This is a genomic window from Testudinibacter sp. P27/CKL/0425, assembly GCF_052931395.1.
Map to the genome: position 1 here is coordinate 105,676 of NZ_CM128801.1, position 25,883 is coordinate 131,558.

Genomic DNA, 25,883 nt, shown 5'->3' on the forward strand with positions numbered 1-25,883 from the left:
CACTTATTGCTGAATGCCCCGTAATCTCGCCCGCAAGTGATCATAAATCCAGTTGAAGGCAAAGGCGTAAACCAAAATAAACAGCGTCATGCCGATGTCCATGATAAACGCCTGATACCAGCTAATCTGTAACATATACGCCACCAGCGGAATGGTGAACAACAGCAAACCGCCTTCAAACAAGATAACGTGCCAAAACCGCACTTTGAGACTGCGCAGCACGCGGTCGCCGGGAACCAGATAGTCAAACAGCCAGTTGAAAATAAAATTCCAAACCATCGCCACTAAAGAAATGGCGATCACCACGCCCGACAGAGCGCCCACATGATGATCGGTCAGCAGCCACAAGCCGCCGATAGTTAACAATACCGCCAGCACTTCAAATAGCAGCATATGAAAGATCCGTTCCCAGACAGACATCTCGTTTCCTTTTGAGATACTTTTTGCTTCAAGTGCGGTGAGAGTGCGGTCAAACCGCACTTGCAACCCGCTTAAGCAAACAGATCATTTAATCCTTCCGCAATGGTCGGGTGGGTGAAAATTTGATTTTTCAAATAACTTGCCGGAATTTGGTTATCCATTGCCATTTTAAACAAGTTGATCAGTTCATGCGCCTCGGCACAGAATAGCGTCACGCCTAGAATTTGATCGGTTTGCGTATCAATCACCGCTTTCAATAATCCGTCAGTTTGCGCTAACACCTTAGCTTTCGGGATCGCGTCCGCTTTTAAGCTCACCACCCGATATTCCTTGCCGCTGCTAGCGGCTTGTGTTTCGGTCATGCCAATTTGCGCCAGCGGCGGCTCGGTGAATACCGCGGTCGGGAATACCACGCGATCTTTGCAACTGCGTTTGCCTTCGCCTAACAATTGCTCGCGCACAATACGGTAATCATCAAGGGAAATATAAGTAAATTGCGGGCTGCCCGCCACATCCCCCATCGCCCAGATATGCGGTTTCACTCTTAACAGATCGTCGGTTTGAATAAAGCCGCGTTCTGTCAGCGCAATGTCGGCATTTTCCAGCCCTAAATCCGTAGTGTTCGGACGACGCCCGATCGCCACCAACACCGCATCGGCAGTAAATTCACCTTGTGAAGTCACCACTTTGGTGGCGTCTGCTTGTTCTTCAAAACGTTGCACCGTGGTATTTAACACAATGTTCACCCCACGTTCGCGTAAAACCCACGCCATTTCCTCGGCAATATCCCGATCTTCGCGTGGCAGGAAGGTGTCGCCGACATCAACAATAGTGATCTCCGAACCAAAATTGCGATACATGAAAGCAAACTCCAACGCGATATAACCCGCACCGACAATCAGCAAACGCTGCGGACGTTCACTTAACGACAAAATGCCGGTGCTGTCATAAATTCGTGCACCGTCTGCGCCCGGCACCGGCAAGCTCGCCGGCACGCTGCCGGTGTTGATAAAAATTCGCTCCGCCGTGATACTGAATTGCCCGTCGCGCCGTTTTTGCCTTCAACCAGCAGCTTTTTCGACGGAATGCAGCCGATGTTAATGCAAGTGCCGCCGTACATCTGCTCGCTGGTTTCCACCAAGATCACTTCTTGTCCGTGTTTTGCCAAATCCGCCGCTAATGTCTTTCCGGCTTTACCAAAGCCGATCACTAAATTTTGAATAGTCAGTTGTTGCATCGTCAAATCCTCGCTAATAAAAGAGATTATTTATCGTAAAAAGTATTTATTTAGTCTACACCTATCTGCTACTCTGCAAATCCGCATTATGCTCATCCTTTAGGCTAAAAATCTCATCGCATGGAATCCACTTCGGCTGGATTTATCGAAAAGTGCGGTTTGCCCGCTCGAAATTAATCCGTTTTGATGATTCAAAAATACCACCGCCGTGCTAAAATTCGGCAATTGAAACTAGCTAAAGAGCACAATATGAATCCTAAGTATACCCCACTTTTTCAACCTTACACCCTGAATAACCATGTCGAAATCAAAAACCGCCTCGTGGTCGCACCAATGACCCACTACGCCTCAAACCCCGACGGCAGCACTAGCGAAGAGGAGCTGGCATTTTTGCAGGGGCGGGCGCAAGATTTTGGGCTGTTTATCAGCGCGGCGACCTTGGTTTCCGCAGAAGGCAAAGCCTTTCCCGGACAGCCGACCGCACTTGGCGAACAGGATCTGAACAGCCTGAAAACCGTGGCGCAAACCTTGCAAGCACAAGGCGCGAAAGCCATTTTACAAATTCACCACGGCGGACAGTTCGCTGTGAGCGATTTATTAAACGGTGCTGAAGTGGTTGCGCCTTCCGCTAACCCTGAACGTGGCGCACGTGCGCTAACCAGCACTGAAATTGACGCACTAATTCAAGCTTTTGCCAACGCAGCCGATTTAGCCTTGCAAGCGGGATTTGATGGCGTGGAAATTCACGGTGCGAATAATTATTTGATCCAACAATTCTTTTCTGCGGCAACCAATCGCCGTGATGATCAATGGGGCAGCTCGCTGGAAAACCGTTTGCGCTTCCCATTGGCAGTGGTCGATGCGGTAAGTGCGGTCAGAGCGCAACATCAACGCCCTGATTTTATTATCGGTTATCGCTTCTCGCCGGAAGAACCGGGCGAAAACGGTTTAACCATGACCGATACTTTCGCATTGATTGATGCGTTAGTGGAAAAACCGCTGCAATATCTGCACGTTTCACTGTGGGATTTCTATAAAAAAGCCCGCCGGGGCGCCGACACCGCCTTAACCCGTATGCAGCTGCTGCATGAACGGATTAACGGCAAGTTGCCATTGATTGGCGTCGGCAGCTTGTTTACTGCGGATCAGATCTTAGCAGCGTATCAAACCGGCTGGGCAGAGTTTATTGCCGTGGGCAAAGCGGTGATGATGAACCCTGATCTCGCCACGCTCATTGCGACAGGGCACGAAGCGGAGATCATCACCGAAATCGATCCAAACAAAGCCGACCGCTACCGCATTCCGGCAAACTTATGGGCGCAAAATATGCAACATCTTGCCTATCTGCCGCCGGTGAAAGGCAATGATGAATGGAAGGCGGTGGATATTTAACGATCAGTAGTACAACAAAACCGATAATTTTCCAATTATCGGTTTTCGTTTTTTAATGACTCAGCCATTGAAGTACCGACATATAGATAGCAATTGTCAATAAAAGCCCTGCCAGTAATTTATTTGCCCAAAAAGGAGTAAGTAAACCGCGTAGTTTCATCGAGAAAAAACTCATCGCCAAAGCACTGGAAACGGCAACTAGCACCAAAGTAACATTGATATAGCCTATTTGCCAGGTATTTGACATTTGTTGTGCCAATGGTCTGGATATATAACCATATAAACTACCTAATCCGCCAAATACCATTAACCAATTACTATATACCGCAATCTGACATGCCTGCACACTCTTCAGTTGCCCAATCAATGGCGCCATAATTGAGCCACCGCCAATACCGGTCAATCCTGCCAACAAACCACCAAAACCGCAGACAACCACACCACAAGTATAGTCTTGTGACTTGTCGTTAACAGCAAGTGGAGGGGCTGCTCTACGAAAACCGGTTTTGATTGCCAGTGAGATCAATACTAGAATAAAGATTACCGTCATTGATACTTCTGAAAGATAAAAGCTGGTTTCAAATCCAATCTGTACGCCAACAATCATACTGATAGACCAGTAAATTATATTTTTAATATCAATCGGTATTTTTTGACGTCTAAAGTAAATTAAATTAATAATTGAGCTGCACATCACTATCGTTAATGTTGTCGCTGAAATCATTTGAATAGGAAGTTGGGGAAATAATGTTCGCAGTACTGGAACCATTAATACTCCGCCCCCGATACCAAATAGTGCCGAAACCAGATTGGTGCTCATACCGCAAATAATTAAAATAATTAGTGTCGAAGTTGTCATGATGGCTCCGAAGAAAAAATACTGATGGTATTTTGACTGAAGCTCACAGTTTTCATTATGATCACTGTCATATCTTAAACGGAATTGTTATAACTATAATAGCATCATTAATAAGGAGATAATATGCGTCCACTCCCGTTTCATCTGATGGCAAAACCCTCTGCTTCGCTATGTAATATTCAATGTGAATATTGCTTCTATCTGGAAAAGCCACATCAAAAACAAATAAAAATGAGTGATAAAATTCTAGAACAGTATATTAAAGACTACATTCAAGCTGCGCCACAATCCGAAATAACCTTCATTTGGCAGGGCGGAGAGCCCACACTTTGCGGTCTGGATTTTTACCAAAGAGCCGTCGAGCTGCAGCAGCGCCATGCCGGCAAGAAAATCATTCATAATAGCCTGCAAACCAACGGGATTTTACTAAATGACGCATGGTGCCAGTTTTTTGAGGAACATGAATTTTTAATCGGTCTTTCTCTTGACGGAACACAACCGCTACACGATGCTTACCGTAAAAACAAAAGTGGCAACGGAACATGGCAACAAGTGATGAATGCCATTGTTCTCCTTAAAAAACATCAAGTTAATTTTAACATTCTCACAGTCGTTCACAATCAAAACGCCCAAAATGGTAGGGAAATATACTTTTTCCTAAAATCCCTTGGGGTGGATTATATGCAGTTTATCCCCTTGATGGGCTCTCCCGAACAGCAGACTTCCGCCGCAGCATTCGGTCAATTTATGATTGATATTTTTGATAGTTGGTACCCGCAAGATGTCGGCTTAATCAACGTACAATTTATCGAGCAATGGCTAATGGCCTTTTCTGGTTACCAGCCTTCACTATGTATTTTCCGCCCAACTTGCGGTGATCAGATGATTATCGAACAAAACGGTGATATTTATAGCTGCGATCATTATGTTTACCCGCAATATAAAATTGGCAATATTATTGAAACGCCATTAATACAGATTACGTCCTCTCTTGAACAGCAAAGATTCGGCTTTGCGAAACAACAACTCTCCAGGAAATGCCGTCAGTGTGAATTTCAATTCGCCTGCAATGGCGGCTGTCCGAAACACCGCACTTTATTACTGGAGATGGATTTTCCACATAATAGTTTGTGTGAAGCATATTATATGGCTCTCAACCATATATCGCCTTATTTGCAGCAACTTACTGCTCAATTTAGATAGCAGCGTGAAGAAAACTCTAAATTTGTGATGTATCTCACATCGGATTAATGATCACTATCATAATGTTAATGCTATAAATTTATTTAAAGTAATAGCATCACTTCTAAATAGGAGATTGTTATGTTTGCATTTATCACTTGTCTAGCATTTATGCTTTTTGTTGCGTGGTACTCTTGGTATAAAACTAAAGGTACTGTTTCCACCTCTGACGGTTATTTCTTGGCAGGTAATAAACTGGGTGCTTTATTTATTGCCGGTTCTTTATTATTAACCAATATATCCACCGAACAATTGGTCGGACAAAGCGGCTTAACTTATTTTGGCAATATGACTCCGTTGGCTTGGGAAATTTGGGCTATCAGGGGGATTATCCTGCTTGCGATTCTATTCCTCCCAATGTATTTAGGCGGCGCCTTTTCAACCATGCCTGAATTTCTAAGCAGTCACTATGGTGAAGGTACGCGAAAATTGATCGTCTGGTTGTTTATGTTCGGCTACATTTTTGTCTGGTCACCAACCGTGCTATATGGCGGCGCACTTGCCTTGATGAAGATCCTGGATTTGGAGGCATGGCTCGGGCTGACGAAAATGCAGGCATTGTGGATAACCACGATCATCGTCGGCGCTATCGGTGCAATCTACGCTATTACCGGCGGATTGAAAGCAGTTGCGGTTTCAGACACACTCAACGGTGTCGGTTTATTAATTATCGGCTGTTTGATCCCGGTATTAGGGCTAGTGGCACTTGGTGACAAAATCCAAGGTAATATTGTAGATGCTTTGCATTACATCACTGTTACCAACCCTGAAAAACTGGATGCAATCGGTACCGGCAGCAAGCTGGATGCAATTCCGATCGCCGCCGTATTTACCGGTTTAATGGTCACCGCCACATTCTACTGGGGAACGAATCAGTTTGTTATTCAAAGAGCTTTAGGCGCAGAAAGCTTAAAAGCCGGTCAGAAAGGCTTATTAATGGCCGGTTTCTTTAAAATGCTGGTACCGTTTATTGCAATGTTCCCCGGATTGCTCGCGTATCACCTATATGGAGCAGGGCTTGAGCCGCGTGATTTAGCTTATCCGACATTAGTAGCAAAAATTTTACCCGCACCATTATTAGGACTTTTTGTTGCTGTGTTGCTTGGTGCCGTTTTTTCTACTTACAACTCTCTGATTAATTCAGCATCAACGCTATTTGCCGTGGATATTTACAAACCGTTAATGAATCCGCAAGCCGATGACAGCAAAGTAATCAGTATCTCGAAAAAATTCGGTATCTACTGTTCAATCTTGACAATCATCATCGCACCGAATCTGGTTTATGCGCCGCAAGGACTGTTCATATTCTTACAACAATTCTCCGGCTTCATCGCAATTCCGATTGTCAGTCTAGTATTGATCGGTCTATTCAGCAAAACTTTGCGTGTTCCCGAAAGCGCCGCAAAATTTATCATTATTTTCCACTTGATTACCTATTATTTAATGGTATTTGCTTTCAAAGAATACATCAAAATCCACTGGATGCATGTTTACGGATTATTGTTTGTATTAGAAATGACGATGCTGATTACCTGGGCTAAAATCAAACCAGCCGAACACAAGCACCAACAGCGAATCCGCCAGCCGAGAATCGAGATGAAAGCTTGGCGTTATGCCTTACTTACCAGTGGAGTGCTATTGTCTTGCGCCACATTGATTTATGTCACTTTTTCCAAAGTCGGACTAGCTTATGCCGAAGGTGTCGTATCCCCTAACTTCTGGCTGTATTTCAGCATGACATTCATCATTTGCGCCTTGTTCTGCACATGGCTACATTTGAAAATACAACCGAAATACGATAACTATATTGCCAATCGTTACCCGCATTCACTGAAACAAACCGGAGGGAACGTATAATGTCCACCACCTTAAAACCGAATATTCTATTTATTTTGCTGGATGATTACGGCTGGAGTGATACCGGCTGCTACGGCAGTTCATTTTATGAAACACCGCGTTTGGATCAACTCGCTCAAGAAGGCGCTCGCTTTACTGATGCTTACGCCTCTTGTCCGGTGTGTTCTCCAACCCGAGCCAGCATTTTAACCGGCAAATATCCCGCCCGACTCGGTATGACCCAATGGTTAGGCGGACGTTCAGAAGGCAAATTGGCTGATGTGCCTTATATTGATCACCTCAGCACCGACGAATTTTCACTGGCAAAAGCGCTGAAGCAAGGCGGTTACCGCACTTGGCATGTCGGCAAGTGGCATCTGAGCCAACATAATGAACAGCGTTTTGATACTTATCCGGATAAACACGGATTTGATATCAATATCGGCGGCTGTGATTGGGGACACCCATTCAACGGGTATTTCTCACCATACGGCATCGAAACACTAGAAGACGGACCGGAAGGCGAATACCTCACCGATCGCTTAACCGATGAGGCAATCAATTTGATAGAACAACATGATCGCGAAACACCGTGGTTTATGTATTTATCCCACTATGCCGTACATACTCCGATTCAATGCCATGAAAATTTAGTGGAAAAATACCGTAAAAAAGCACGGATGCTCGGTATTGATAAAATTAACCCGTTTGATGTCGGCGAGAATTTCCCGTGCGAACATAAAAAAGACGATCACGTGATCCGTCGGACTATTCAAAGCGATCCGGTTTATGCCGCCATGGTGGAAAATATGGATTGGAATATCGGACGAATTCTGGATAGCCTGAAAGCCAACGGTTTGGATGACAACACGATTGTAATTTTTTACAGTGATAACGGAGGACTGGCAACAGCAGAAGGCTCACCTACCACCAACAAACCATTGTGCGAAGGTAAAGGCTGGATGTATGAAGGCGGCACGAGAGAACCGTTGATTATCCGCTGGTCGGGACATATCGCTGCCAATTCGATTATTGAAACACCGATTACTTCAACCGATTTTTACCCGACATTGCTAGAATGTGCAGGCTTACCATTACTGCCGCAACAACACTGCGATGGGATCAGCCTATTGCCGGTTTTCAGCGAACCGCAAAGCCGACCGGAACGTGAGCTTTACTGGCACTATCCGCATTATAGCAACCAAGGTTGTACGCCGGGCTGCTCCATGCGTGACGGTGAATGGAAGCTGTTGGAATTTTTCGAGGACGGCAAATTGGAGCTCTATAATGTTTATCACGATATTGGCGAAACTCAAGATGTCAGCTTGCAACATCCTGAAATAGTTTCAAAACTGAAAGCTAAGCTGGATAACTGGAAGCTTGAAGTTCAAGCAAAAATACCACAACCTAACCCTAATTATAAACCTTAGTGCCAATATAAAAAGTGCGGTCATTACTCTGACCGCACTTCAACTACCGGAGAAAACAATGGACGACAATCACACATTTTCCCCACAACAACTACAACATTGTCATCTGAGTGTATTACATACTTTAGAAAAGGGAACCGTGATCTACTCACAAGGATCACTTGCAAAAGAATTTTATTATGTACAACAAGGATTAATTGGTCTTTACCATATATTAGAGAACGGCAAGGAAAGCCTACTCAGAATTTATCGTAATCATGATTACTTTGGATTTCGCACGCTATTCGGTGAAAACTGCTACCACTGCACCGCCAAAGTATTGGTTGAAGCCACGCTGCTCCACATTCAGCCGGATAACATCAAAAATTTTGTCTATTATAACCCCGAAATTGGTCATTTCCTGCTGAAAAAACTCGCCAATGAATTACAAGATGCCGAACACCGCTTAGCAAAAGCCGCTTATAATAAAAGTCTAGATAAAGTCATTGATAGTATTTACTTTCTTACTGAAAACTATCCTAATTATCCTTGGACATATCGCGAAATTGCAGAATATGCCGGTTGTGAAACGGAAACTGCGATTCGAATCAGTAAGGAATTAAAACGTACCGGGTTACTGAAAAATACCCCGCATCCATCCAAAATTCAAAAATAGCTTACGTTACAACCGTATTTATTTTTCCTTTCCTTGCATTCCCCCGCCCACAGTGTCAAACTGACTCATATTGATTCATAACAACAATAAAAACGACAGAAAAAAGGAGAAGTTATGCACAACGATCCGAATTATCAGGCGGAAGCCGAGAAATATGAGAACCCGATTCCCAGTCGGGAATTTATCCTACAAACCATTCGTGAACACAATGCGCCGATGAGTCGGCAAGACATTCTGACCGCACTTCAGATTCAAGACGAAGAACAGCAGGAAGGCATGCGCCGCCGTTTGCGGGCGATGGAAAACGACGGACAATTGGTGTTCACCAAACGCAAGTGTTATGCCTTGCCGGAAGAACTGTCGTTGCTGAAAGGCACGGTACTGGGGCACCGAGACGGTTATGGCTTTTTGCAGGTGGACGGCAGCAAAGACGATTGGTTTATCCCCAACGGGCAAATGCAACGGGTGATGCACGGCGATTATGTGCTGGCGCAGCCGAACGGTTTTGATCGCCGTGGGCGGCAAGAAGTGCGGATCGTGCGAATTTTAGAGAGCCGCAAAAAGCAAATTGTCGGGCGCTTTTTTATGGAGTCGGGCATTGCATTTGTGGTGCCGGACGACAGCCGAATCAGCCACGATATTTTAATTCCGAACGAACACCGCATGGGCGCGCGCATGGGGCAAGTGGTGGTGGTTGAATTGCAACCGCGCACCCGCAATCACAACCCCGTCGGGATTATCACCGAAATTTTGGGCGACAACATGGCGCCGGGCATGGAAGTGGAAATTGCGTTGCGCAACCACGATATTCCGCACATTTTCCCTGAAGCGGTGTTGAAGCAAGTTGAAGGTTTAAAAGAAGAGGTGACCGAAGAGGCGAAGCAAGGGCGCATTAACTTACGCGATTTGCCGTTAGTCACCATTGACGGCGAAGATGCACGCGATTTTGATGATGCGGTGTATGCACGCAAAAACGGCGACAGCGGCTGGAAGCTATGGGTGGCGATTGCCGATGTCAGTTATTATGTACGGTTGAAAAGCGCACTGGACGGCGAAGCGCGCAACCGTGGCAATTCGGTGTATTTTCCGAATCGGGTGGTGCCGATGTTGCCGGAAGTGCTATCGAACGGCTTATGTTCATTGAATCCACAAGTTGACCGTTTGTGCATGGTCTGCGAAATGGACATCTCTAAAAAAGGCAAAATGACAGGTTATAAGTTCTACGAGGCGGTGATGAATTCCCACGCCCGTTTAACCTATACCAAAGTGTGGCGCATTTTAGAGGGCGATGAGGAGCTGCGCCAGCGTTATGCGCTGCTTGTACCGCACTTGGAAGAGCTGTATAGCCTGTTCAAAGTGCTGAACGATGCACGCAAAAAACGCGGGGCGATTGATTTTGAAACTATTGAAACCCAGTTTATTTTTAACCCGCAAGGGCAAATTGAGCGGATTGAACCGGTGGTGCGCAACGATGCACACAAAATCATTGAAGAGTGTATGATTCAAGCCAATATCGCTGCCGCAACGTTCGTGGAAAAAGCGCAAGAACCGGCGTTGTTCCGCATTCATGCCGGACCAAGCGAAGAAAAATTAATGGCGTTCCGCAGCTTCTTGAATGAATGCGGGCTGACGCTCGGCGGCGGTTTAAAACCGACACCGGCCGATTATGCCGAACTGATGACACAAGTGAAAGAACGCCCTGATCATGAGCTAATCCAAACCATGTTGCTGCGTTCGCTTAGTCAAGCGGTGTATTCCGCCGACAATATCGGGCATTTCGGCTTGGCGTTAGAGAATTATGCGCACTTCACCTCACCAATTCGCCGCTACCCTGATTTAAGCCTGCACCGTGCAATCAAATATTTGATTGCCAAACAAGACGGCAGCACCAAGCGTTCCACTAACGGCGGCGGTTTCCACTATTTGCTGGACGACATTGATTTGCTTGGCGAACACTGTTCCACCACCGAACGCCGTGCCGATGATGCGACCCGTGATGTTGCCGATTGGCTGAAATGCGAATATATGCAGGATCACGTGGGCGAAGAGTTTGACGGGATTATTTCGAGCGTCACCGGCTTTGGCTTGTTTGTGCGCCTGAACGATTTCTTTATCGATGGGCTCGTGCATATTTCCACCTTAGACAACGACTATTACCAATTCGACAGCGCAGGACAGTGTTTGATCGGCGAAAACAGCGGCATGTATTACCGCATCGGCGACAAAGTGCGGATCAAAGTGGAGGCGGTCAGCTTAGAACAGAAACAGATCGACTTCACGCTGATTTCCAGCGAACGCAAGCCACAACGGGAAGGCAAAACCGCGAAAGATCGGGTCAAGAAAAACGCACGCTACGCCGAAAGTTTGGAAAAACGGCTGCGTGACGGACACGACAGTAAAAGTGCGGTCGAGAAAAAGAAAAAACGCAATGCCAGAGGCACATTCAGCAAAGCGAAAAAGCGCAAATAGCGCGATAAACAACCCATAGGAGGATTGTCGATGACAGATTACATCAAAACCCGTGCGGCTGTCGCTTGGGCGCCGAACGAACCGCTAAAAATTGAGGAATTGGATTTAATGCCACCGCAAAAAGGCGAAGTGTTAGTGCGGATCGTCGCCAGCGGCGTGTGTCATACCGATGCCTACACCCTTTCCGGACAGGATTCGGAAGGCGTTTTCCCGTGTGTTTTAGGGCATGAAGGCGCCGGCATTGTCGAAGCGGTGGGCGAAGGCGTGACCAGCGTGGAGGTGGGCGATCATGTGATTCCGCTATATACCGCCGAATGCGGCAAATGCAAATTTTGCCTTTCCGGCAAAACCAATCTCTGCTCCGCAGTGCGTGAAACCCAGGGCAGGGGCTTGATGCCGGACGGCACGGTGCGCTTTTTTAAAGACGGGCAGCCGATTTATCACTATATGGGCTGCTCCACCTTTTCCGAATACACCGTGGTTGCCGAAGTTTCTCTGGCAAAAGTGCAAAAAGAAGCGCCGCTGGAAGAGATCTGCCTGTTGGGCTGCGGGGTGACCACCGGCATGGGTGCGGTGATCAATACCGCTAAAGCCAAGAGCGGTGACACCGTCGCCATTTTCGGGCTTGGCGGCATCGGGCTTGCCGCGATTATCGGCGCCCGCATGATTGGCGCCAGCCGCATTATCGGGATCGACGTGAATCCTGAAAAATTTGCGATGGCAAAAAAATTGGGTGCCACCGACTGCATTAATCCGAAAGATTTCGACAAGCCGATTCAAGAGGTGATCGTCGAAATGACCGACGGCGGTGTTGATTATTCATTTGAATGTATCGGCAACGTTGAGGTTATGCGCGCCGCGTTGGAGTGTTGTCACAAAGGTTGGGGCGAATCGGTGATTATCGGCGTCGCACCTGCCGGTGCTGAAATTCGCACTCGCCCGTTCCAGCTGGTGACCGGTCGGGTATGGCGCGGCTCGGCGTTCGGCGGCGTGAAAGGCCGCACTCAATTGCCGAAAATCATTCAGCAATATTTAGACGGCGAATTTGCCCTGAGCGATTTTATCACGCACACCATGCCGCTGGAGGAAATTAACAACGCCTTTGAGTTAATGCACCAAGGCAAATCGATTCGCAGCGTCATTCATTATTAATCTACCAAAGTGCGGTCAAACCGCACTTTGTGTTTTATTGTGAGGAAATGATGAACCAATTAACCCTACTCAGCAGCAACAAAATGTTTGGCGGCGTACACCGCCGCTACCTCCATACCGCCCACAGTACAAAGTGCGTGATGACCTTCGCGGTGTATCTGCCGCCACAAGCCGATCAAAACAATAAAGTGCCGCTGCTGTATTGGCTGTCGGGCTTAACCTGCAATGACGAAAACTTCTCCACCAAAGCCGGGGCGCAGCGCCTGGCGGCACACTACGGCTTCGCCTTGGTTATGCCGGACACCAGCCCGCGCGGTGAACAAGTCGCCGATGATGATAACTATGATCTGGGGCAAGGCGCCGGTTTTTATCTGAACGCCACCCAAGCCCCTTGGGCGGAACATTACCGGATGTATGATTACCTCACCCAAGAGCTGCCGCCACTGCTGCAACAGCACTTTCCGATTAATGATCAAGCGGCGATTTTCGGGCACTCGATGGGCGGGCATGGTGCGTTGTTCATTGGGCTGCGTAACAGCCAGCGCTTCAGCTCGATTTCCGCCTTTGCGCCGATCGTCAACCCAAGTGAAACCCCGTGGGGCATTAAAGCTTTTTCTGCGTATTTAGGCGAAGATCGGACATCATGGGCGCAATATGACAGCTTAATTCAGCTTGAGCAGGCAACACGAAAATTGCCGATTTTGATCGATCAGGGCGACGCTGACGATTTCTATCCGCAGCAATTGCAGCCGGAAAAATTTGTGCAGCGCGCGCTTGAACTCGGCTTTGAAGTGCAATTTAATCTGCGCAACGGCTACGATCACAGCTACTATTTTATCGCCAGCTTTATCGAACCGCACTTCGCCTTTCATGCCAAACATTTCGGATTATAATCAGGCGGTTTTTATGCTATCTTAACCGCAAGTGATTTCTGATTTTAAGAGCATTTATGAGCGAAAATATTTACGGCATCCACGCGGTGTCGTCTTTTTTAAACACCGCGCCGGAGCGGATTATTGAAGTGTTTGTGCTGAAAGGACGCGAGGACAAACGGCTGCTGCCGTTGTTGACTGCACTGCAAAACTTGGGCATTGCGGTGCAGCAGATGAACCGCGCCACACTAGACAAAAAAGCCGACGGTGAAGTGCATCAAGGGATTATCGCACGGGTGCAACCGGCAAAAGAGCTGAATGAAAACGATCTGGACGCGATTTTACACGGCAAAACTGCGCCATTTTTGTTGGTGTTGGACGGCGTAACCGATCCGCACAATCTCGGCGCCTGCCTGCGCACCGCCGATGCAGCGGGTGTGGATGCGGTGATCGTGCCGAAAGACAAATCGGCGCAACTCACTTCCACCGCGCGCAAAGTGGCATGCGGTGCGGCAGAAACCATGCCGTTGGTGCGGGTCACCAATTTAGCGCGCACCTTGCGCGAATTGCAGCAAAGCCACAATATCTGGGTGGTCGGCACCGCCGGCGAAGCGACCGAAACGCTATATCAAACCAAACTGAACGGCGCGATTGCGTTAGTGATGGGCGCCGAGGGCGAGGGAATGCGCCGCCTGACACGCGAACACTGCGATCAATTAATCAGCATTCCGATGGCAGGCAGTGTTTCATCGCTGAACGTTTCGGTTGCCACCGGCGTTTGTTTATTTGAGATTGTTCGCCAGAGGGCGGTTTAATTAATAATAGTCTAACTTTTTGGGTCAGATCATACGAAGTGCGGTTTTGTTATATACCCTCCCCCAGCCTTCGGCAGCCCCCTCCGTAAACGGAGAGGGCGAAAAACCAGATAGTTTTCTGTTCCGGTTTTCCAAATCGTGAATATTTTTCTCTCCGTTGGGGCTGAGTGAAAAACAAAGTGCGGTGAGAAAGAGCGGTAGGATGGGCTTGCTAGCCCATCATTGCAAACCATCGTTATGATATGGTGGGCTGGCAAGCCCACCCTACAATGTTATGTTGATGATAGAATAACTTGCGCAATTGAGGGTGAACGCCGCACACTCGGCGTGTGCGGTTAAGTATGGTTTCGCCCCGTTGGGGCTGAGTGAAAAGCAAAGTGCGATGCAATGGGTTTTAAATTCCCCTTCTGCGCTGCCTGAGCGGCGGTGAAATTTGTAGGAAAATTTTTTTGTTTGAGCGCAGCGAGTCTGCCCACAACGTGGGCGAATTAAAAATTTTCCGTGAAACAAATTCAGCGCAAGCGAAGATCAGCAGCGCAATAGGGGGCGTGCTTTTTTTGCTTACTTTTTTTGCACGAGCAAAAAAAGTAAGTCGCCATCGGCGAAATACGATATCGATAATGTAAATCGCAGAGAATAGCCCAAGTGCGGTGTCAACAGCGTAGCGGGCGTATGCAGATGATAAAGTAGATTTTTTTAATAGATTGATTGAAATAAGGAAACCACATGAAATACCGTGTAGTGGCATTTGATTTAGACGGCACCTTGCTCAACAGCAAAGGGGAAATTTTACCGAGCAGCATCGCGGCAATTCACGCGGCGCGTGCTAAAGGCGCGAAAGTGGTGCTGGTGACAGGGCGACACCACACCGCAGTGAAACCGTATTACCACCAGCTGCAACTCGACACCCCGATTATCTGCTGTAACGGCACTTATCTGTACGATGTCGCCAACGACAGCACCCCGATTGCCAATCCGTTCAGCTGGCAGCAGGCGCGCAAAGTGATCGACACCGCCGAACAACTGGGCATTCACCTGCTGATGTACACCCGCGATCAAATGACCTTCACCGAATACAATCCTCATATGCGCAAATTTAGCCAATGGGTTGACAGCTGCCCGCCGGAAGTGCGCCCGAACTTAGCGCAAATCAGCAGCTTCTATGCGCCACTGGCGGCAGGGGAAACTATCTGGAAATTCGTGATCAGCCACCCGGACCGCACCTTAATGGAACAGGCGGTGGCGCAATTGCCGGACGATCAATTCAGTTGCGAATGGTCGTGGATCGATCGAGTGGACGTGGCGAATAACGGCAACAGCAAAGGCGGACGGCTGCTGGATCTGCTGAAAATGTGGAATATCAGCCCGCAACAAGTGATTGCGTTTGGCGACAATCACAACGACACCAGTATGCTAAGTGCGGTCGGACTGGGCGTGGCAATGGGCAATGCGGAAGAAGAAGTGAAAACCCAAGCGGCGCTTATCACCACCGATAACGATCACAACGGCATTCAACAGGTGTTGGAAAAATATTTATAAAAATATCGGGGTTAAGTTTTTTTTAAGAACTCTTTGGTTTAATAGCCTCAACAAAACGCAAAACGGCGCTTTGTGAACATTAAAAATTAAATTCGGAGAGTGAATATTATGAAAAAATTAGCCCTTGTTTCCGCTGTTTTACTTGCCGTTAGCGGCGCCACCTTTGCAGCAACCCAAACTGCCGACAATGCACAAAGTGCGGTTCAAAGCGTACAGCCTGCAGCACAAGGTGGATTCAACAGCGACACAGCGACCCCACGTCAAGCAAATCGCGCCAATCTGCCGCGCGATGGGAAATTTAAAGACGGACGTCACTGTGACGGCGCACGCTTGCAAGACGGCAGCCGCGGCGGTTTTATCAACAATAATCTGACGGTGACTTCGGTCAGCGAGCTCAGCAAATTGAAAGACGACGACCGCATTGTATTAGAAGGCGTGATCGAAAAACAAGTCGGCAAAGATGACTTCATTTTCAAAGACGCCAGCGGCAGTGTTGAAGTGGAAATTGACCGCCGCGCTTGGATGGGGCAAAACATCACCCCAACGGATAAAGTCAAATTGTTCGGCGAAGTCGATAAATCTTGGAACAAAACCGAAGTGGAGATTTACCGTGTGGTAAAAATCCAATAACCCTTGAGCAAACCGCACTTTAACCAGTGCGGTTTTCACACTAGGAAAGCGAGATGCGGATTTTACTTATCGAAGACGACCCTTTAATCGGCGATGGTTTAAAAATCGGATTGACAAAATTTAATTACAGCGTGGACTGGTTTAAAGACGGTAAAACCGGCTTTGATGCGCTTGCCTCTGCTCCGTATGATGCGGTGGTGCTTGATCTTACCTTACCTAAAATGGACGGAATGGATATTTTGCAGCAGTGGCGCAAGCAGAACCAAGATGTGCCGGTGTTGATCCTAACCGCGCGCGATACACTGGAACAGCGAATTTCCGGCTTGAAACTAGGCGCCGATGACTATCTGTGCAAGCCGTTCGCACTGGCAGAAGTCGCTGCCCGTTTGGAAGCACTGATTCGCCGTCGCCACGGCAGCCTGAATCCGATTATCACCCACGGCAATCTGACCTTTGAACCCGACTCACGCAGCGTTAAGCTGAACGGCAACGAAGTCAACCTCACCAGCCGAGAATTTAAATTACTGGCATTGTTTCTCAGCAACAAAGAACGGGTGTTGGCACGTTCGCTGATCGAAGAAAAACTGCACAGCTGGGACGATGAAATCAGCAGCAACGCGCTGGAAGTGCATATTCACAATCTACGCAAAAAACTCGGCAACCATATTATCCGCACAGTACACGGCGTGGGTTACGCCTTGGGTAAACTCGATGAAAGTTAACAGCTTACGCCTGCGTTTAATTATCATTCTGTCACTTGTTTCGCTATTATTGTGGTTCGGCGCAGGTGCGATCGCTTGGTTCAAAGCAAAAGATGAAACCGATAAAGTGTTCGACGCCCAACAAATTTTGTTTGCACAACGGCTGGCGACCTCTAATTTAAAGCAAATTTTGATGCAGCAACGCGGCGGCAGAATGGCGGACAGTTTCAAACCGCCACGCCATATCCGCAAAAAAGTGCTGGATGATGACGCACTGGCGTTTGCGATTTTTACCCGCCAAGGCGAGTTGATTTTATCGGACGGACAAAATGGCGATCATATCGCCTTTTCGCCGGTGAAAGGCTTTGCCAAGCAACGCATTGATGACGACTCATGGCGGATTTTTTGGCTGCCTGCTGCTGGAGGCGATCTGATGATTGCCGTCGGGCAAGAGCTGGAATACCGTGAAGACATTGTCACCGATATGGTGCTCAGCCAGCTTTTGGTCTGGCTTGCCGGACTGCCGATTCTACTGGCGTTAATCGTGTTTGTGGTCAGTCGCGAACTGGCGCCGCTGAAACGCCTGCGTCATCAGCTGCAACAGCGTTCCCCTGATGACAACACCCCGCTCGTCATTCCACAGCTGCCGTCGGAAATTCAGCCGTTGGTCGACAGTTTGAATCAATTTTTCAACCGCACTTCGACGATGTTATTACGCGAACGACGCTTCACCTCTGATGCAGCCCATGAATTGCGCAGCCCGCTGACCGCACTTCGGGTGCAAACCGAAATCGCCCAACTGGCGGGCGATGACAGCGAAATGCGCAACCAAGCACTCAACCATTTAACCGGCGGAATTGATCGCGCCACACAGTTAATCGAGCAGTTGCTGACCCTTTCGCGCTTGGATTCGGTGGTCGAATTGGATAATCTCGAAATGATCCGCTGGCAGGATCTGATTGAATCCTTATTGGGCGAACGCTATTTTGCCGCCGACAAAAAACAGATCGAATTGGTGTTTGAACAGCAAGCCACCCCGGCGCCACAACTCGGACAGCCGCTGCTGATTTCACTGATGTTGCGCAATCTGATTGATAACGCCATTCACTACTGCCCACCCGGCAGCCGTGTTTGCGTCAGTTTAGCCGTCGATCGGATTACAGTGAGTGATAACGGCAATGGCGTTGCCGCCGAAGATCTGGAAAAACTGGGACAGCGTTTTTATCGTCCCGCCGGGCAAAATGAGAAAGGCAGCGGCTTGGGCTTGTCGATCGTCAATCGGATTGCCGAGTTGCACCATTATTCCATAAAATACGACAATTGCGTGCCTCACGGCTTTAAAAGCGAGATCATATTCGGATAATCAGAAAGAGTTATTTGACATCTTTTCTAAAATCTGTATTAATAAAATTGAAGCGGTAAAACCCCTACTTTCGATTTAACCGAACTAACGGAGGGAATATGCCTAAAAAGTTACGCAAAAATCTCAGTAACAAAGAACGAATTATTCGCATAATTTTAGGAATCGCACTGTGTATATTAAGTGCGGTCAAAATTATTGGTCCATGGGGCTACATTGGTATTTTACTCACCATCAGCGGGTTATTGAGTTACTGTCTTGTTTATAAATGGCTGGGCATTTCAACTTGCGTCAACAATTGCGAAATTGATTTTGACGACGAACAGCCTGAAAACCGCCCTAAATTATAACTATTTTGTATCTATCAAACCGCACTTGAAGCCGTATTGCCTCAAGTGCGGTTTATATTACCCTAACACATTACTCTTCACCTCTGTACTTGCCACATGCTTCAAGTAGGCATAGTAGCCAAAAATGTGGCTGATTTTGAGATCTAAGCTTCTATTAGACATTTTTGTGGCTACTCCTCTTAAAGCGCTAGTTTTTCTAGCTCTTTTTATTCAAAAAATCCTGTATAAACATAATCTTATTCCTTCGGTTTAGTCCATTATGAACGGATAATTTCTGCTTTAAATCCTTAAACAGCCCTTCCAGCCGATTTGTCGTTTTTTCTATCCGTAACTCCGGGTATTTTTCAAAGACAAACAAGTAATCCATATAGCGTTTAATACTGGCATAAGCCCCTCTCAATTTGCGATGTTTATAAGGAAATTTACCCTGATTATCGGGTATATCAGACCGTTCTTCTAAGTAAGCTTTATGCTGCAAAAACCAGTGATGCAAACGGACATAAAAGTCATTTTTGTGACTCTGCTTGAGTGTTTTAACCATTGTTTTCAGTTCCTTTCCGGCAACGGATTTAGGGTTTCTCGTCAGCTTGCGAATCACCATTGCAACAAGGTGAAATTGGCACATTTGGGTTGGCGTATTAAATATATCTTTCAATAAGTCCCGTCGCCCATCGCAAGTAATAGATTGAATAATAAATCCTTTTTTACGCAATCGATTGATGGCTTTGGTATAGTAAATGTCCTTTTCGGTACGAACGATTTGGTGGTAAATCACCTTTTTTGAGCGGGAATCCATTATGACTAATACGCCGAATTGTCGCCCGAAAAAAGTGACATCCATAATAAGATTCAACATTGTGGTTTGCGGTGTGCTGAGTGGCGTTTTAGGGGCTTTTTTCAGGTGCCTTTGGATAGTCCTGACCGAACAATCATAGGTTAACGCAAGCTGCTTATACGTCTGTTTTCCGACGGTGTAATCGTGCCAGATTTGGGCGGATTGAAGGTAATTTGTGTGAGAATATGTCCGTAAACAATCCAAGCATTTATAGCGTTGCTTGCCTGAATTTTTACCGTGTTTTTTAATGTGTTCTGAACCACAGAAATAGCAATTTTTTGGTCATTTTAAAAAATCTCACTTAACGCCTTATTCTATAAGGGATTAAGCGAGATTTCAGCCACATTTTTGTCTACTATGCCTTCAAGTATAAAAAAGCACGCCGCAGCGTGCTGTATCATTAACCCATTGAACTAGCGTAAAAATGCCGGAATATTCCGTTCATATTCGCTGATCGCATCAGCGTGTTGCAAGGTTAAACCGATGTTGTCCAAGCCGTTTAACAGGCAATGACGGCGAAATTCGTCCAGTTCAAAGGTGTAAACCTTGTCACCGACCGTGACGGCGTTCGCTTCCAGATCCACATCAATCGCTTTGCCTGGATTTGCCCACACCCATTGGAAAATCTCTTCCACCTGCTCTTCGCTCAAGCGGATCGGCAGCATATGGTTGTTCAAGCTGTTGTTGTAGAAAATATCAGCAAAACTCGGGGCGATCATCACCTTAAAGCCGTAATCCGCCAATGCCCACGGTGCGTGTTCGCGCGATGAACCGCAGCCTAAGTTTTTGCGCGCCAATAGAATGGTTGCGCCTTGATATTGCGGGTAATTCAGCACAAACTCAGGGTTTGGCTGTGTGCCCTCGACATCTAAATAGCGCCATTCGTGAAACAGATGTTTGCCGAATCCGACACGGGTGATCGCCTGTAAGAATTGTTTCGGGATAATTGCATCGGTATCGACATTTGCCGCGTCTAACGGCACAACTAAGCCTGAAAGTTGTTTAAAACCAGCCATTGTACGCTCCTTAATTTAATCCGATTTGACGAATATCGACAAATTTACCAAACACTGCCGCAGCGGCTGCCATTGCCGGGCTCACCAAGTGAGTACGCCCGTTGCGCCCTTGGCGACCTTCAAAATTGCGGTTACTGGTAGACGCGCAACGTTCCCACTCACCTAAGCGGTCATCATTCATGCCTAAGCACATTGAACAGCCCGGATTGCGCCACTCGGCACCGGCATCGATAAAGATTTTATCCAAGCCCTCTTGCTCCGCCTGTTCTTTCACCAAGCCTGAGCCCGGCACCACCAGCACTCGCTTCACATTGGCGGCAACTTTGCGCCCTTTCATCACCGCCGCCGCAGCACGCAGATCTTCAATTCGTGAATTGGTACACGATCCAATAAACACTTGATCGATTTCGACTTTGGTTAAATCGGTATTGGCTTGCAAGCCGATATAATCCAAGGCTTTTTCGGCAGAGGCGCGTACAACAGCATCACTCATCTCAGCCGGATTCGGCACCAATTGATCAATGCCGATCACTTGCCCCGGGTTGGTTCCCCAAGTCACTTGCGGCGCGATTTCACTGGCTTCTAACGTGACAACGGTGTCAAACTCTGCGCCTTCATCAGTTTGCAATGTTTTCCAATAGGCGATCGCATCATCCCAATCTTTGCCTTTCGGGGCGTGCTGGCGATCTTTCAAATAGGCAAACGTAGTTTCGTCCGGCGCAATCAATCCTGCTTTGGCGCCCATTTCGATCGCCATGTTACACACCGTCATCCGTCCTTCCATCGACAAATCCCGAATCGCTTCACCACAAAATTCAACAACGTGCCCTGTGCCGCCCGCCATGGTGGTTTTGCCGATAATCGCCAACACAATGTCTTTCGCGGTGATACCTGCGCCCACTTTGCCGCGCACTTCAATTTTCATGCTTTTGGCGCGCGCTTGTTTTAAGGTTTGAGTGGCTAAAACGTGCTCCACTTCAGATGTGCCGATACCAAATGCCAACGCACCAAATGCGCCGTGAGTGGCGGTGTGCGAATCGCCACAGACAATAGTCATACCCGGCAAGGTTAAGCCCTGCTCCGGCCCCATCACGTGCACAATGCCTTGCTCTTTGCTGTTCATATCAAACAGCGAAATGCCGGTGGCCTTACAGTTTTTATCCAATTCCAGCACCTGAATCCGCGCTTGCCCTTCCAGCTTATGCACATCACGCTCTTGAGTGGAAATGCTGTGATCCATCGTGCCGAAGGTTTTATTGACTTGGCGCACTTCGCGCCCCGCCACGCGCAATCCGTCAAACGCTTGCGGGCTGGTCACTTCGTGAATCAAATGGCGATTGATGTATAAAATCGGGGTTTCGCCGTCCGCTTCATAGACGACGTGTGAGTCGAACAGTTTTTCGTATAAGGTCTTTTTCATGTTAAATCCGTAAATTCGTGAGTATTCGTTTTCGAGTTAAATCTTCGCTGCGATCAAATCGCCCATTTGCGAAGTGGAAATCGGCTGGCTGTCGTCGGCTAAATCGGCGGTGCGATGTCCTTCGGCAAGCACCGCTTTAACCGCACTTTCAATCGCTTGCGCTGCATCTTCCAGATTAAAGCTGTAACGCAACATCATTGCCGCCGATAAAATCTGTGCAATCGGGTTGGCAATGTTTTTACCGGCAATATCCGGTGCCGAGCCGCCAGCGGGTTCATACAAACCGAAGCCTTGTTCATTTAAGCTAGCAGACGGCAGCATGCCCATAGAGCCGGTGATCATCGCACATTCGTCAGAGATGATGTCGCCGAAAATATTGGAACACAGCAGTACGTCAAAGAACGAAGGCTGTTTAATCACCTGCATGGTGGCATTGTCGATATAGATGTGATCCAACCGCACTTGTGGATACTCTTTCGCCACTTCACTGACCACTTCACGCCATAATACGGAACTGGTCAACACATTGGCTTTATCGACTGACGTAACGTGCGAATTGCGCTTAAGTGCGGTTTCAAACGCAATGCGGGCAATGCGTTCGATTTCAAAACGATGATACACTTCGGTGTCGTAGGCTTTTTCCATTGCGCCTTCGCCCTCACGCCCTTTCTGCTGCCCGAAGTAGATGCCGCCGGTCAGCTCACGCACCACTACCATATCAAAACCGGTGGCGGCAATGTCGGCACGCAATGGACAGAATTTCTCCAAGCCTTTATATAACGTCGCCGGACGCAGATTACAGAACAACGCAAAGTGCTTTCTTAGCGGCAACAACGCACCACGTTCCGGCTGTTCTGCCGGTGGCAAATGTTCCCATTTCGGGCCACCCACTGAACCAAACAGAATCGCATCTGCCGCTTCACAGCCTTTCAGCGTCACATCCGGCAGTGCTTTGCCGTGGTTGTCGATCGCCACACCGCCGATGTCGAAGCTGGAATAATTCAATTTAAACTGAAATTTTTGCTGCACAGCGTCCAGCACTTTAATGGCTTGTGCCATGATTTCAGGGCCGATACCGTCACCGGGTAAAACTGCGATATTATATGTTTGCATTCTCTGTTCCTTTTTAAGTAATGAGCGTTATTTTTTCGCTTTCAAATCTGCCACTTTGTGCGCGCGGTAAATCGCATTAATCGCATGGATCAGCGCCAACGCCGAAGATTCGATAATATCCGTCGCCAAACCGACCCCGTGGAATTTGCGCCCTTCATGTTCGACCACAATATCCACCTGCCCTAGCGCTTCCGCGCCTTCGCCTTTAGCAGTTAAATTGTAGTGCGACATACTGATGTCTAATCCGGTCAGTGCCAAAATCGCATTGTAGGTGGCATCTACCGGACCATTACCACCGGCGGAAACGGTGCTCAATTTCTCGCCGTCCAGTTCGATTTGCACGAAGGAAGTTGCCGGAAATTCGCTGACCGAATGCGCGGAGATTTTATCTAATGTTAACCGATCTTCGTCCCCTTGCTGCATATCAATAAACGCCAAGGCTTCAAGATCGTAGTCAAACACCTGCCCTTTTTTGTCTGCCAATTTCAGGAATGCTTCGTACAGTTTATCCAAATCGTAATCCGCTTCGGTATAGCCCATGTCCGCCATGTGTCCTTTCACCGCCGCACGTCCGGAGCGCGCGGTGAGATTCAATTTCTCTTTTTTCAGCCCAATCGATTCCGGCGTCATGATTTCGTAGGTATTTTTATTTTTCAGCATCCCGTCTTGGTGAATGCCGGAGGAGTGCGCAAACGCATTCGAGCCGACAATCGCTTTATTCGGTTGAATCGGCATATTACACAGTTGGCTGACCATTTGACTGGCGCGGTGGATTTCTTGGGTATTGATACGCGAATCCACTTTAAACATATCCTGACGGGTTTTGATCGCCATCACTACTTCTTCAAGTGCGGTATTACCGGCACGCTCGCCAATGCCGTTAACAGTACACTCGATTTGACGCGCGCCGTTCAGTACCGCAGTTAACGAGTTGGCGGTCGCCATGCCCAAATCGTTATGACAATGCACCGACACAATCGCTTTATCGATATTCGGCACACGGTTCATCACTTGATGAATGATATTGCCGTATTCGGTCGGCAAACAAAAACCAACGGTATCAGGAATGTTCACCGTGGTGGCGCCGGCATTAATCGCCGCTTCCACCACGCGACAGATATTGTCCACGCCGGTGCGTCCGGCATCCTCACAGGAAAATTCCACATCGTCGGTATAACGGCGCGCCCGTTTAACCGCACTTACCGCCATTTCGACCACATCATCAAACGAACGCTTCAATTTGGCTTCGACGTGCAGTGCCGAAGTGGCGATAAAAGTATGGATCCGAAAACGTTCCGCTTCTTTCAAGGCTTCATACACCGCGTCAATATCTTTATCCACCGCACGCGACAGCCCGCACACTACCGAGTTTTTGATGTGTCGCCCAATGGTGCGCACCGATTCAAAATCGCCGGACGAGGAAACCGGAAAGCCCACTTCCATCACATCAACCCCTAACCGCTCCAATGCCAGCGCGATTTGTAGTTTCTCTTTGACCGTCAAACTGGCACTCAGCGCCTGCTCGCCGTCGCGCAGGGTGGTATCGAAAATAATAATCTGATCACTCATCTGATGTTCCTTCTGTTAATATTGCCCAAGTGCGGTTTTGCGTCGCTTAAAATACAAAAAACCCGCAACGTTGTGCGGGTTTCAAACTCTGGTGAACTGTAATTTGCCAATCATCTTCCACAGTCAAGCCGCACAATTAGTTTGCGAGCAAGAGGAGGAGAGAGAAAGTAGCAAATGGAAAATTCATCGGGTATCCAATTCAGTTCAACTAAACAAGCTGTTAATAATCTGGAAGGTATTCTCACTTGAACACCGCCATTTGTCAATCAATTAAATAAAATATTTCACTGAAAAACGAGCAAAAAATCAGCCTTGAATTATATAAAAATCTAATTCAACCACTTTAATTAAAATAAAATTTTAAAAAATTTCAAATTTATGGTACGAATCAATTTTTAAATAGCAATTTGCAGAATAGCCTACTTTTAATTTTTACAATGCACACCGATTGCTTATACTGGTGCAATCGTCAGGCACAAGCTGGCGAGTACACTCTTTTCTAACCACGTCTAAAAGGAGCAACAATGACAATCAGCGCCAGAAATCAATTACAAGCGACCGTGAAAAGCATCAAGTGCGGTGCGGTTAACGATCAAATCGAATTAACTTTAAACGGTGGCGAAACCTTGGTTTCCGTGATCACCTCAGAAAGCACGCAAAAATTAGGATTAAAAGCCGATTCAAATGTGGTTGCTATTTTCAAAGCGCCATCGGTGATTCTGTCAACCGACAGCGAATTGCTGCTTTCCGCACGCAACCAGTTACAAACCACCGTTGAACAAATCACACATGGTGCAGTGAATGCCGAAGTGTTGGTGAAAACCCAAGGCGGCGTTTCTATCACCACCATCATCACCGAGCAAAGTGCTAAAAATCTGGCTCTGGAAGTCGGCAGCGCAGTGAATGTGCTAATCAAAGCATCGCACGTGATCTTAGGTGTGAAAAAATAAGCCTGACTCACAACAAAAAAC

23 protein-coding genes and 1 pseudogene are annotated in these 25,883 nt (G+C 47.5%); 15 read left to right on the plus strand and 9 right to left on the minus strand.

Features of this window, described 5'->3' with window-relative positions; all coding sequences use genetic code 11:
• Positions 1 to 3 precede the first annotated feature (3 nt).
• The 3 genes and pseudogenes from ACUHGC_RS00580 to ACUHGC_RS00590 all read right to left on the minus strand — a co-directional run.
• On the minus strand, positions 4 to 420 hold the full coding sequence (locus tag ACUHGC_RS00580; RefSeq protein WP_446833773.1) for a PACE efflux transporter: 417 nt from the start codon (positions 418 to 420) through the stop codon (positions 4 to 6).
• Between the two features lie 71 nt (positions 421 to 491).
• Positions 492 to 941, minus strand: a complete 450-nt coding sequence (locus tag ACUHGC_RS00585; protein WP_446834806.1) for a hypothetical protein — start codon at positions 939 to 941, stop codon at positions 492 to 494.
• Positions 942 to 962: 21 nt separating this feature from the next.
• Positions 963 to 1,657 (minus strand): annotated as a pseudogene (locus ACUHGC_RS00590) (FAD-dependent oxidoreductase); the annotation flags it as partial.
• Between the two features lie 249 nt (positions 1,658 to 1,906).
• On the opposite strand from ACUHGC_RS00590, the gene ACUHGC_RS00595 reads away from it, so the two are divergent.
• Positions 1,907 to 3,049, plus strand: a complete 1,143-nt coding sequence (locus ACUHGC_RS00595) for an NADH-dependent flavin oxidoreductase (protein ID WP_446833774.1) — start codon at positions 1,907 to 1,909, stop codon at positions 3,047 to 3,049.
• Between the two features lie 52 nt (positions 3,050 to 3,101).
• Here the strand turns inward: ACUHGC_RS00595 and ACUHGC_RS00600 are convergent, their stop codons facing one another.
• Positions 3,102 to 3,908 (minus strand): sulfite exporter TauE/SafE family protein, encoded by an 807-nt coding sequence (locus ACUHGC_RS00600; RefSeq protein ID WP_446833775.1) that lies wholly within the window; start codon positions 3,906 to 3,908, stop codon positions 3,102 to 3,104.
• Positions 3,909 to 4,031: 123 nt separating this feature from the next.
• Between ACUHGC_RS00600 and ACUHGC_RS00605 the strand changes: the two genes are divergently transcribed.
• The 13 genes from ACUHGC_RS00605 (at position 4,032) to ACUHGC_RS00665 (ending at position 18,959) form a co-directional block, all read left to right on the plus strand.
• On the plus strand, positions 4,032 to 5,111 hold the full coding sequence (locus ACUHGC_RS00605; RefSeq protein WP_446833776.1) for an anaerobic sulfatase maturase: 1,080 nt from the start codon (positions 4,032 to 4,034) through the stop codon (positions 5,109 to 5,111).
• A 120-nt stretch (positions 5,112 to 5,231) separates the two neighbouring features.
• Positions 5,232 to 7,007, plus strand: a complete 1,776-nt coding sequence (locus tag ACUHGC_RS00610) for a solute:sodium symporter family transporter (RefSeq protein WP_446833777.1) — start codon at positions 5,232 to 5,234, stop codon at positions 7,005 to 7,007.
• Positions 7,007 to 8,416: a sulfatase gene (locus ACUHGC_RS00615; protein ID WP_446833778.1), complete on the plus strand. Its 1,410-nt coding sequence runs from the start codon at positions 7,007 to 7,009 to the stop codon at positions 8,414 to 8,416. The genes ACUHGC_RS00610 and ACUHGC_RS00615 overlap by 1 nt, the downstream gene beginning before the upstream one ends.
• A 58-nt stretch (positions 8,417 to 8,474) precedes the next feature.
• Positions 8,475 to 9,071: a Crp/Fnr family transcriptional regulator gene (locus tag ACUHGC_RS00620; protein ID WP_446833779.1), complete on the plus strand. Its 597-nt coding sequence runs from the start codon at positions 8,475 to 8,477 to the stop codon at positions 9,069 to 9,071.
• Positions 9,072 to 9,185: 114 nt separating this feature from the next.
• Positions 9,186 to 11,540: a ribonuclease R gene (gene rnr / locus ACUHGC_RS00625; protein WP_446833780.1), complete on the plus strand. Its 2,355-nt coding sequence runs from the start codon at positions 9,186 to 9,188 to the stop codon at positions 11,538 to 11,540.
• Positions 11,541 to 11,570: 30 nt separating this feature from the next.
• Positions 11,571 to 12,692: an S-(hydroxymethyl)glutathione dehydrogenase/class III alcohol dehydrogenase gene (locus ACUHGC_RS00630; RefSeq protein WP_446833781.1), complete on the plus strand. Its 1,122-nt coding sequence runs from the start codon at positions 11,571 to 11,573 to the stop codon at positions 12,690 to 12,692.
• Positions 12,693 to 12,742: 50 nt separating this feature from the next.
• Positions 12,743 to 13,585, plus strand: coding sequence for an S-formylglutathione hydrolase (fghA, locus tag ACUHGC_RS00635; RefSeq protein ID WP_446833782.1), 843 nt, complete (start codon positions 12,743 to 12,745; stop codon positions 13,583 to 13,585).
• 56 nt (positions 13,586 to 13,641) lie between these two features.
• Complete coding sequence (gene rlmB / locus ACUHGC_RS00640; protein ID WP_446833783.1) at positions 13,642 to 14,379, plus strand: 23S rRNA (guanosine(2251)-2'-O)-methyltransferase RlmB; 738 nt, start codon at positions 13,642 to 13,644, stop codon at positions 14,377 to 14,379.
• 726 nt (positions 14,380 to 15,105) lie between these two features.
• The gene (locus tag ACUHGC_RS00645; protein WP_446833784.1) at positions 15,106 to 15,918 is read left to right on the plus strand and encodes a pyridoxal phosphatase; all 813 of its coding nucleotides are present in this window, start codon (positions 15,106 to 15,108) and stop codon (positions 15,916 to 15,918) included.
• 108 nt (positions 15,919 to 16,026) lie between these two features.
• Positions 16,027 to 16,548, plus strand: coding sequence for a YgiW/YdeI family stress tolerance OB fold protein (locus tag ACUHGC_RS00650; RefSeq protein WP_446833785.1), 522 nt, complete (start codon positions 16,027 to 16,029; stop codon positions 16,546 to 16,548).
• 53 nt (positions 16,549 to 16,601) lie between these two features.
• On the plus strand, positions 16,602 to 17,270 hold the full coding sequence (locus ACUHGC_RS00655) for a response regulator (RefSeq protein WP_446833786.1): 669 nt from the start codon (positions 16,602 to 16,604) through the stop codon (positions 17,268 to 17,270).
• Positions 17,260 to 18,612, plus strand: coding sequence for a quorum sensing histidine kinase QseC (gene qseC, locus ACUHGC_RS00660; protein WP_446833787.1), 1,353 nt, complete (start codon positions 17,260 to 17,262; stop codon positions 18,610 to 18,612). Before ACUHGC_RS00655 ends, qseC begins: the two co-directional genes overlap by 11 nt.
• Positions 18,613 to 18,710: 98 nt before the next feature.
• The gene (locus tag ACUHGC_RS00665; protein WP_446833788.1) at positions 18,711 to 18,959 is read left to right on the plus strand and encodes a YgaP family membrane protein; all 249 of its coding nucleotides are present in this window, start codon (positions 18,711 to 18,713) and stop codon (positions 18,957 to 18,959) included.
• Between the two features lie 196 nt (positions 18,960 to 19,155).
• Here the strand turns inward: ACUHGC_RS00665 and ACUHGC_RS00670 are convergent, their stop codons facing one another.
• From ACUHGC_RS00670 to leuA, 5 genes are all read right to left on the minus strand, one after another.
• On the minus strand, positions 19,156 to 20,043 hold the full coding sequence (locus ACUHGC_RS00670; RefSeq protein ID WP_446834807.1) for an IS256 family transposase, variant Zn-binding type: 888 nt from the start codon (positions 20,041 to 20,043) through the stop codon (positions 19,156 to 19,158).
• Between the two features lie 164 nt (positions 20,044 to 20,207).
• On the minus strand, positions 20,208 to 20,810 hold the full coding sequence (leuD, locus tag ACUHGC_RS00675) for a 3-isopropylmalate dehydratase small subunit (RefSeq protein WP_446833789.1): 603 nt from the start codon (positions 20,808 to 20,810) through the stop codon (positions 20,208 to 20,210).
• A 10-nt stretch (positions 20,811 to 20,820) separates the two neighbouring features.
• The gene (gene leuC, locus ACUHGC_RS00680) at positions 20,821 to 22,230 is read right to left on the minus strand and encodes a 3-isopropylmalate dehydratase large subunit (RefSeq protein ID WP_446833790.1); all 1,410 of its coding nucleotides are present in this window, start codon (positions 22,228 to 22,230) and stop codon (positions 20,821 to 20,823) included.
• Between the two features lie 36 nt (positions 22,231 to 22,266).
• On the minus strand, positions 22,267 to 23,343 hold the full coding sequence (leuB, locus tag ACUHGC_RS00685; RefSeq protein ID WP_446833791.1) for a 3-isopropylmalate dehydrogenase: 1,077 nt from the start codon (positions 23,341 to 23,343) through the stop codon (positions 22,267 to 22,269).
• Positions 23,344 to 23,370: 27 nt separating this feature from the next.
• On the minus strand, positions 23,371 to 24,912 hold the full coding sequence (gene leuA / locus ACUHGC_RS00690) for a 2-isopropylmalate synthase (protein ID WP_446833792.1): 1,542 nt from the start codon (positions 24,910 to 24,912) through the stop codon (positions 23,371 to 23,373).
• A 524-nt stretch (positions 24,913 to 25,436) separates the two neighbouring features.
• Here leuA and ACUHGC_RS00695 point away from each other — a divergent pair.
• Positions 25,437 to 25,862, plus strand: a complete 426-nt coding sequence (locus ACUHGC_RS00695; protein WP_446833793.1) for a TOBE domain-containing protein — start codon at positions 25,437 to 25,439, stop codon at positions 25,860 to 25,862.
• Positions 25,863 to 25,883 lie beyond the last annotated feature (21 nt).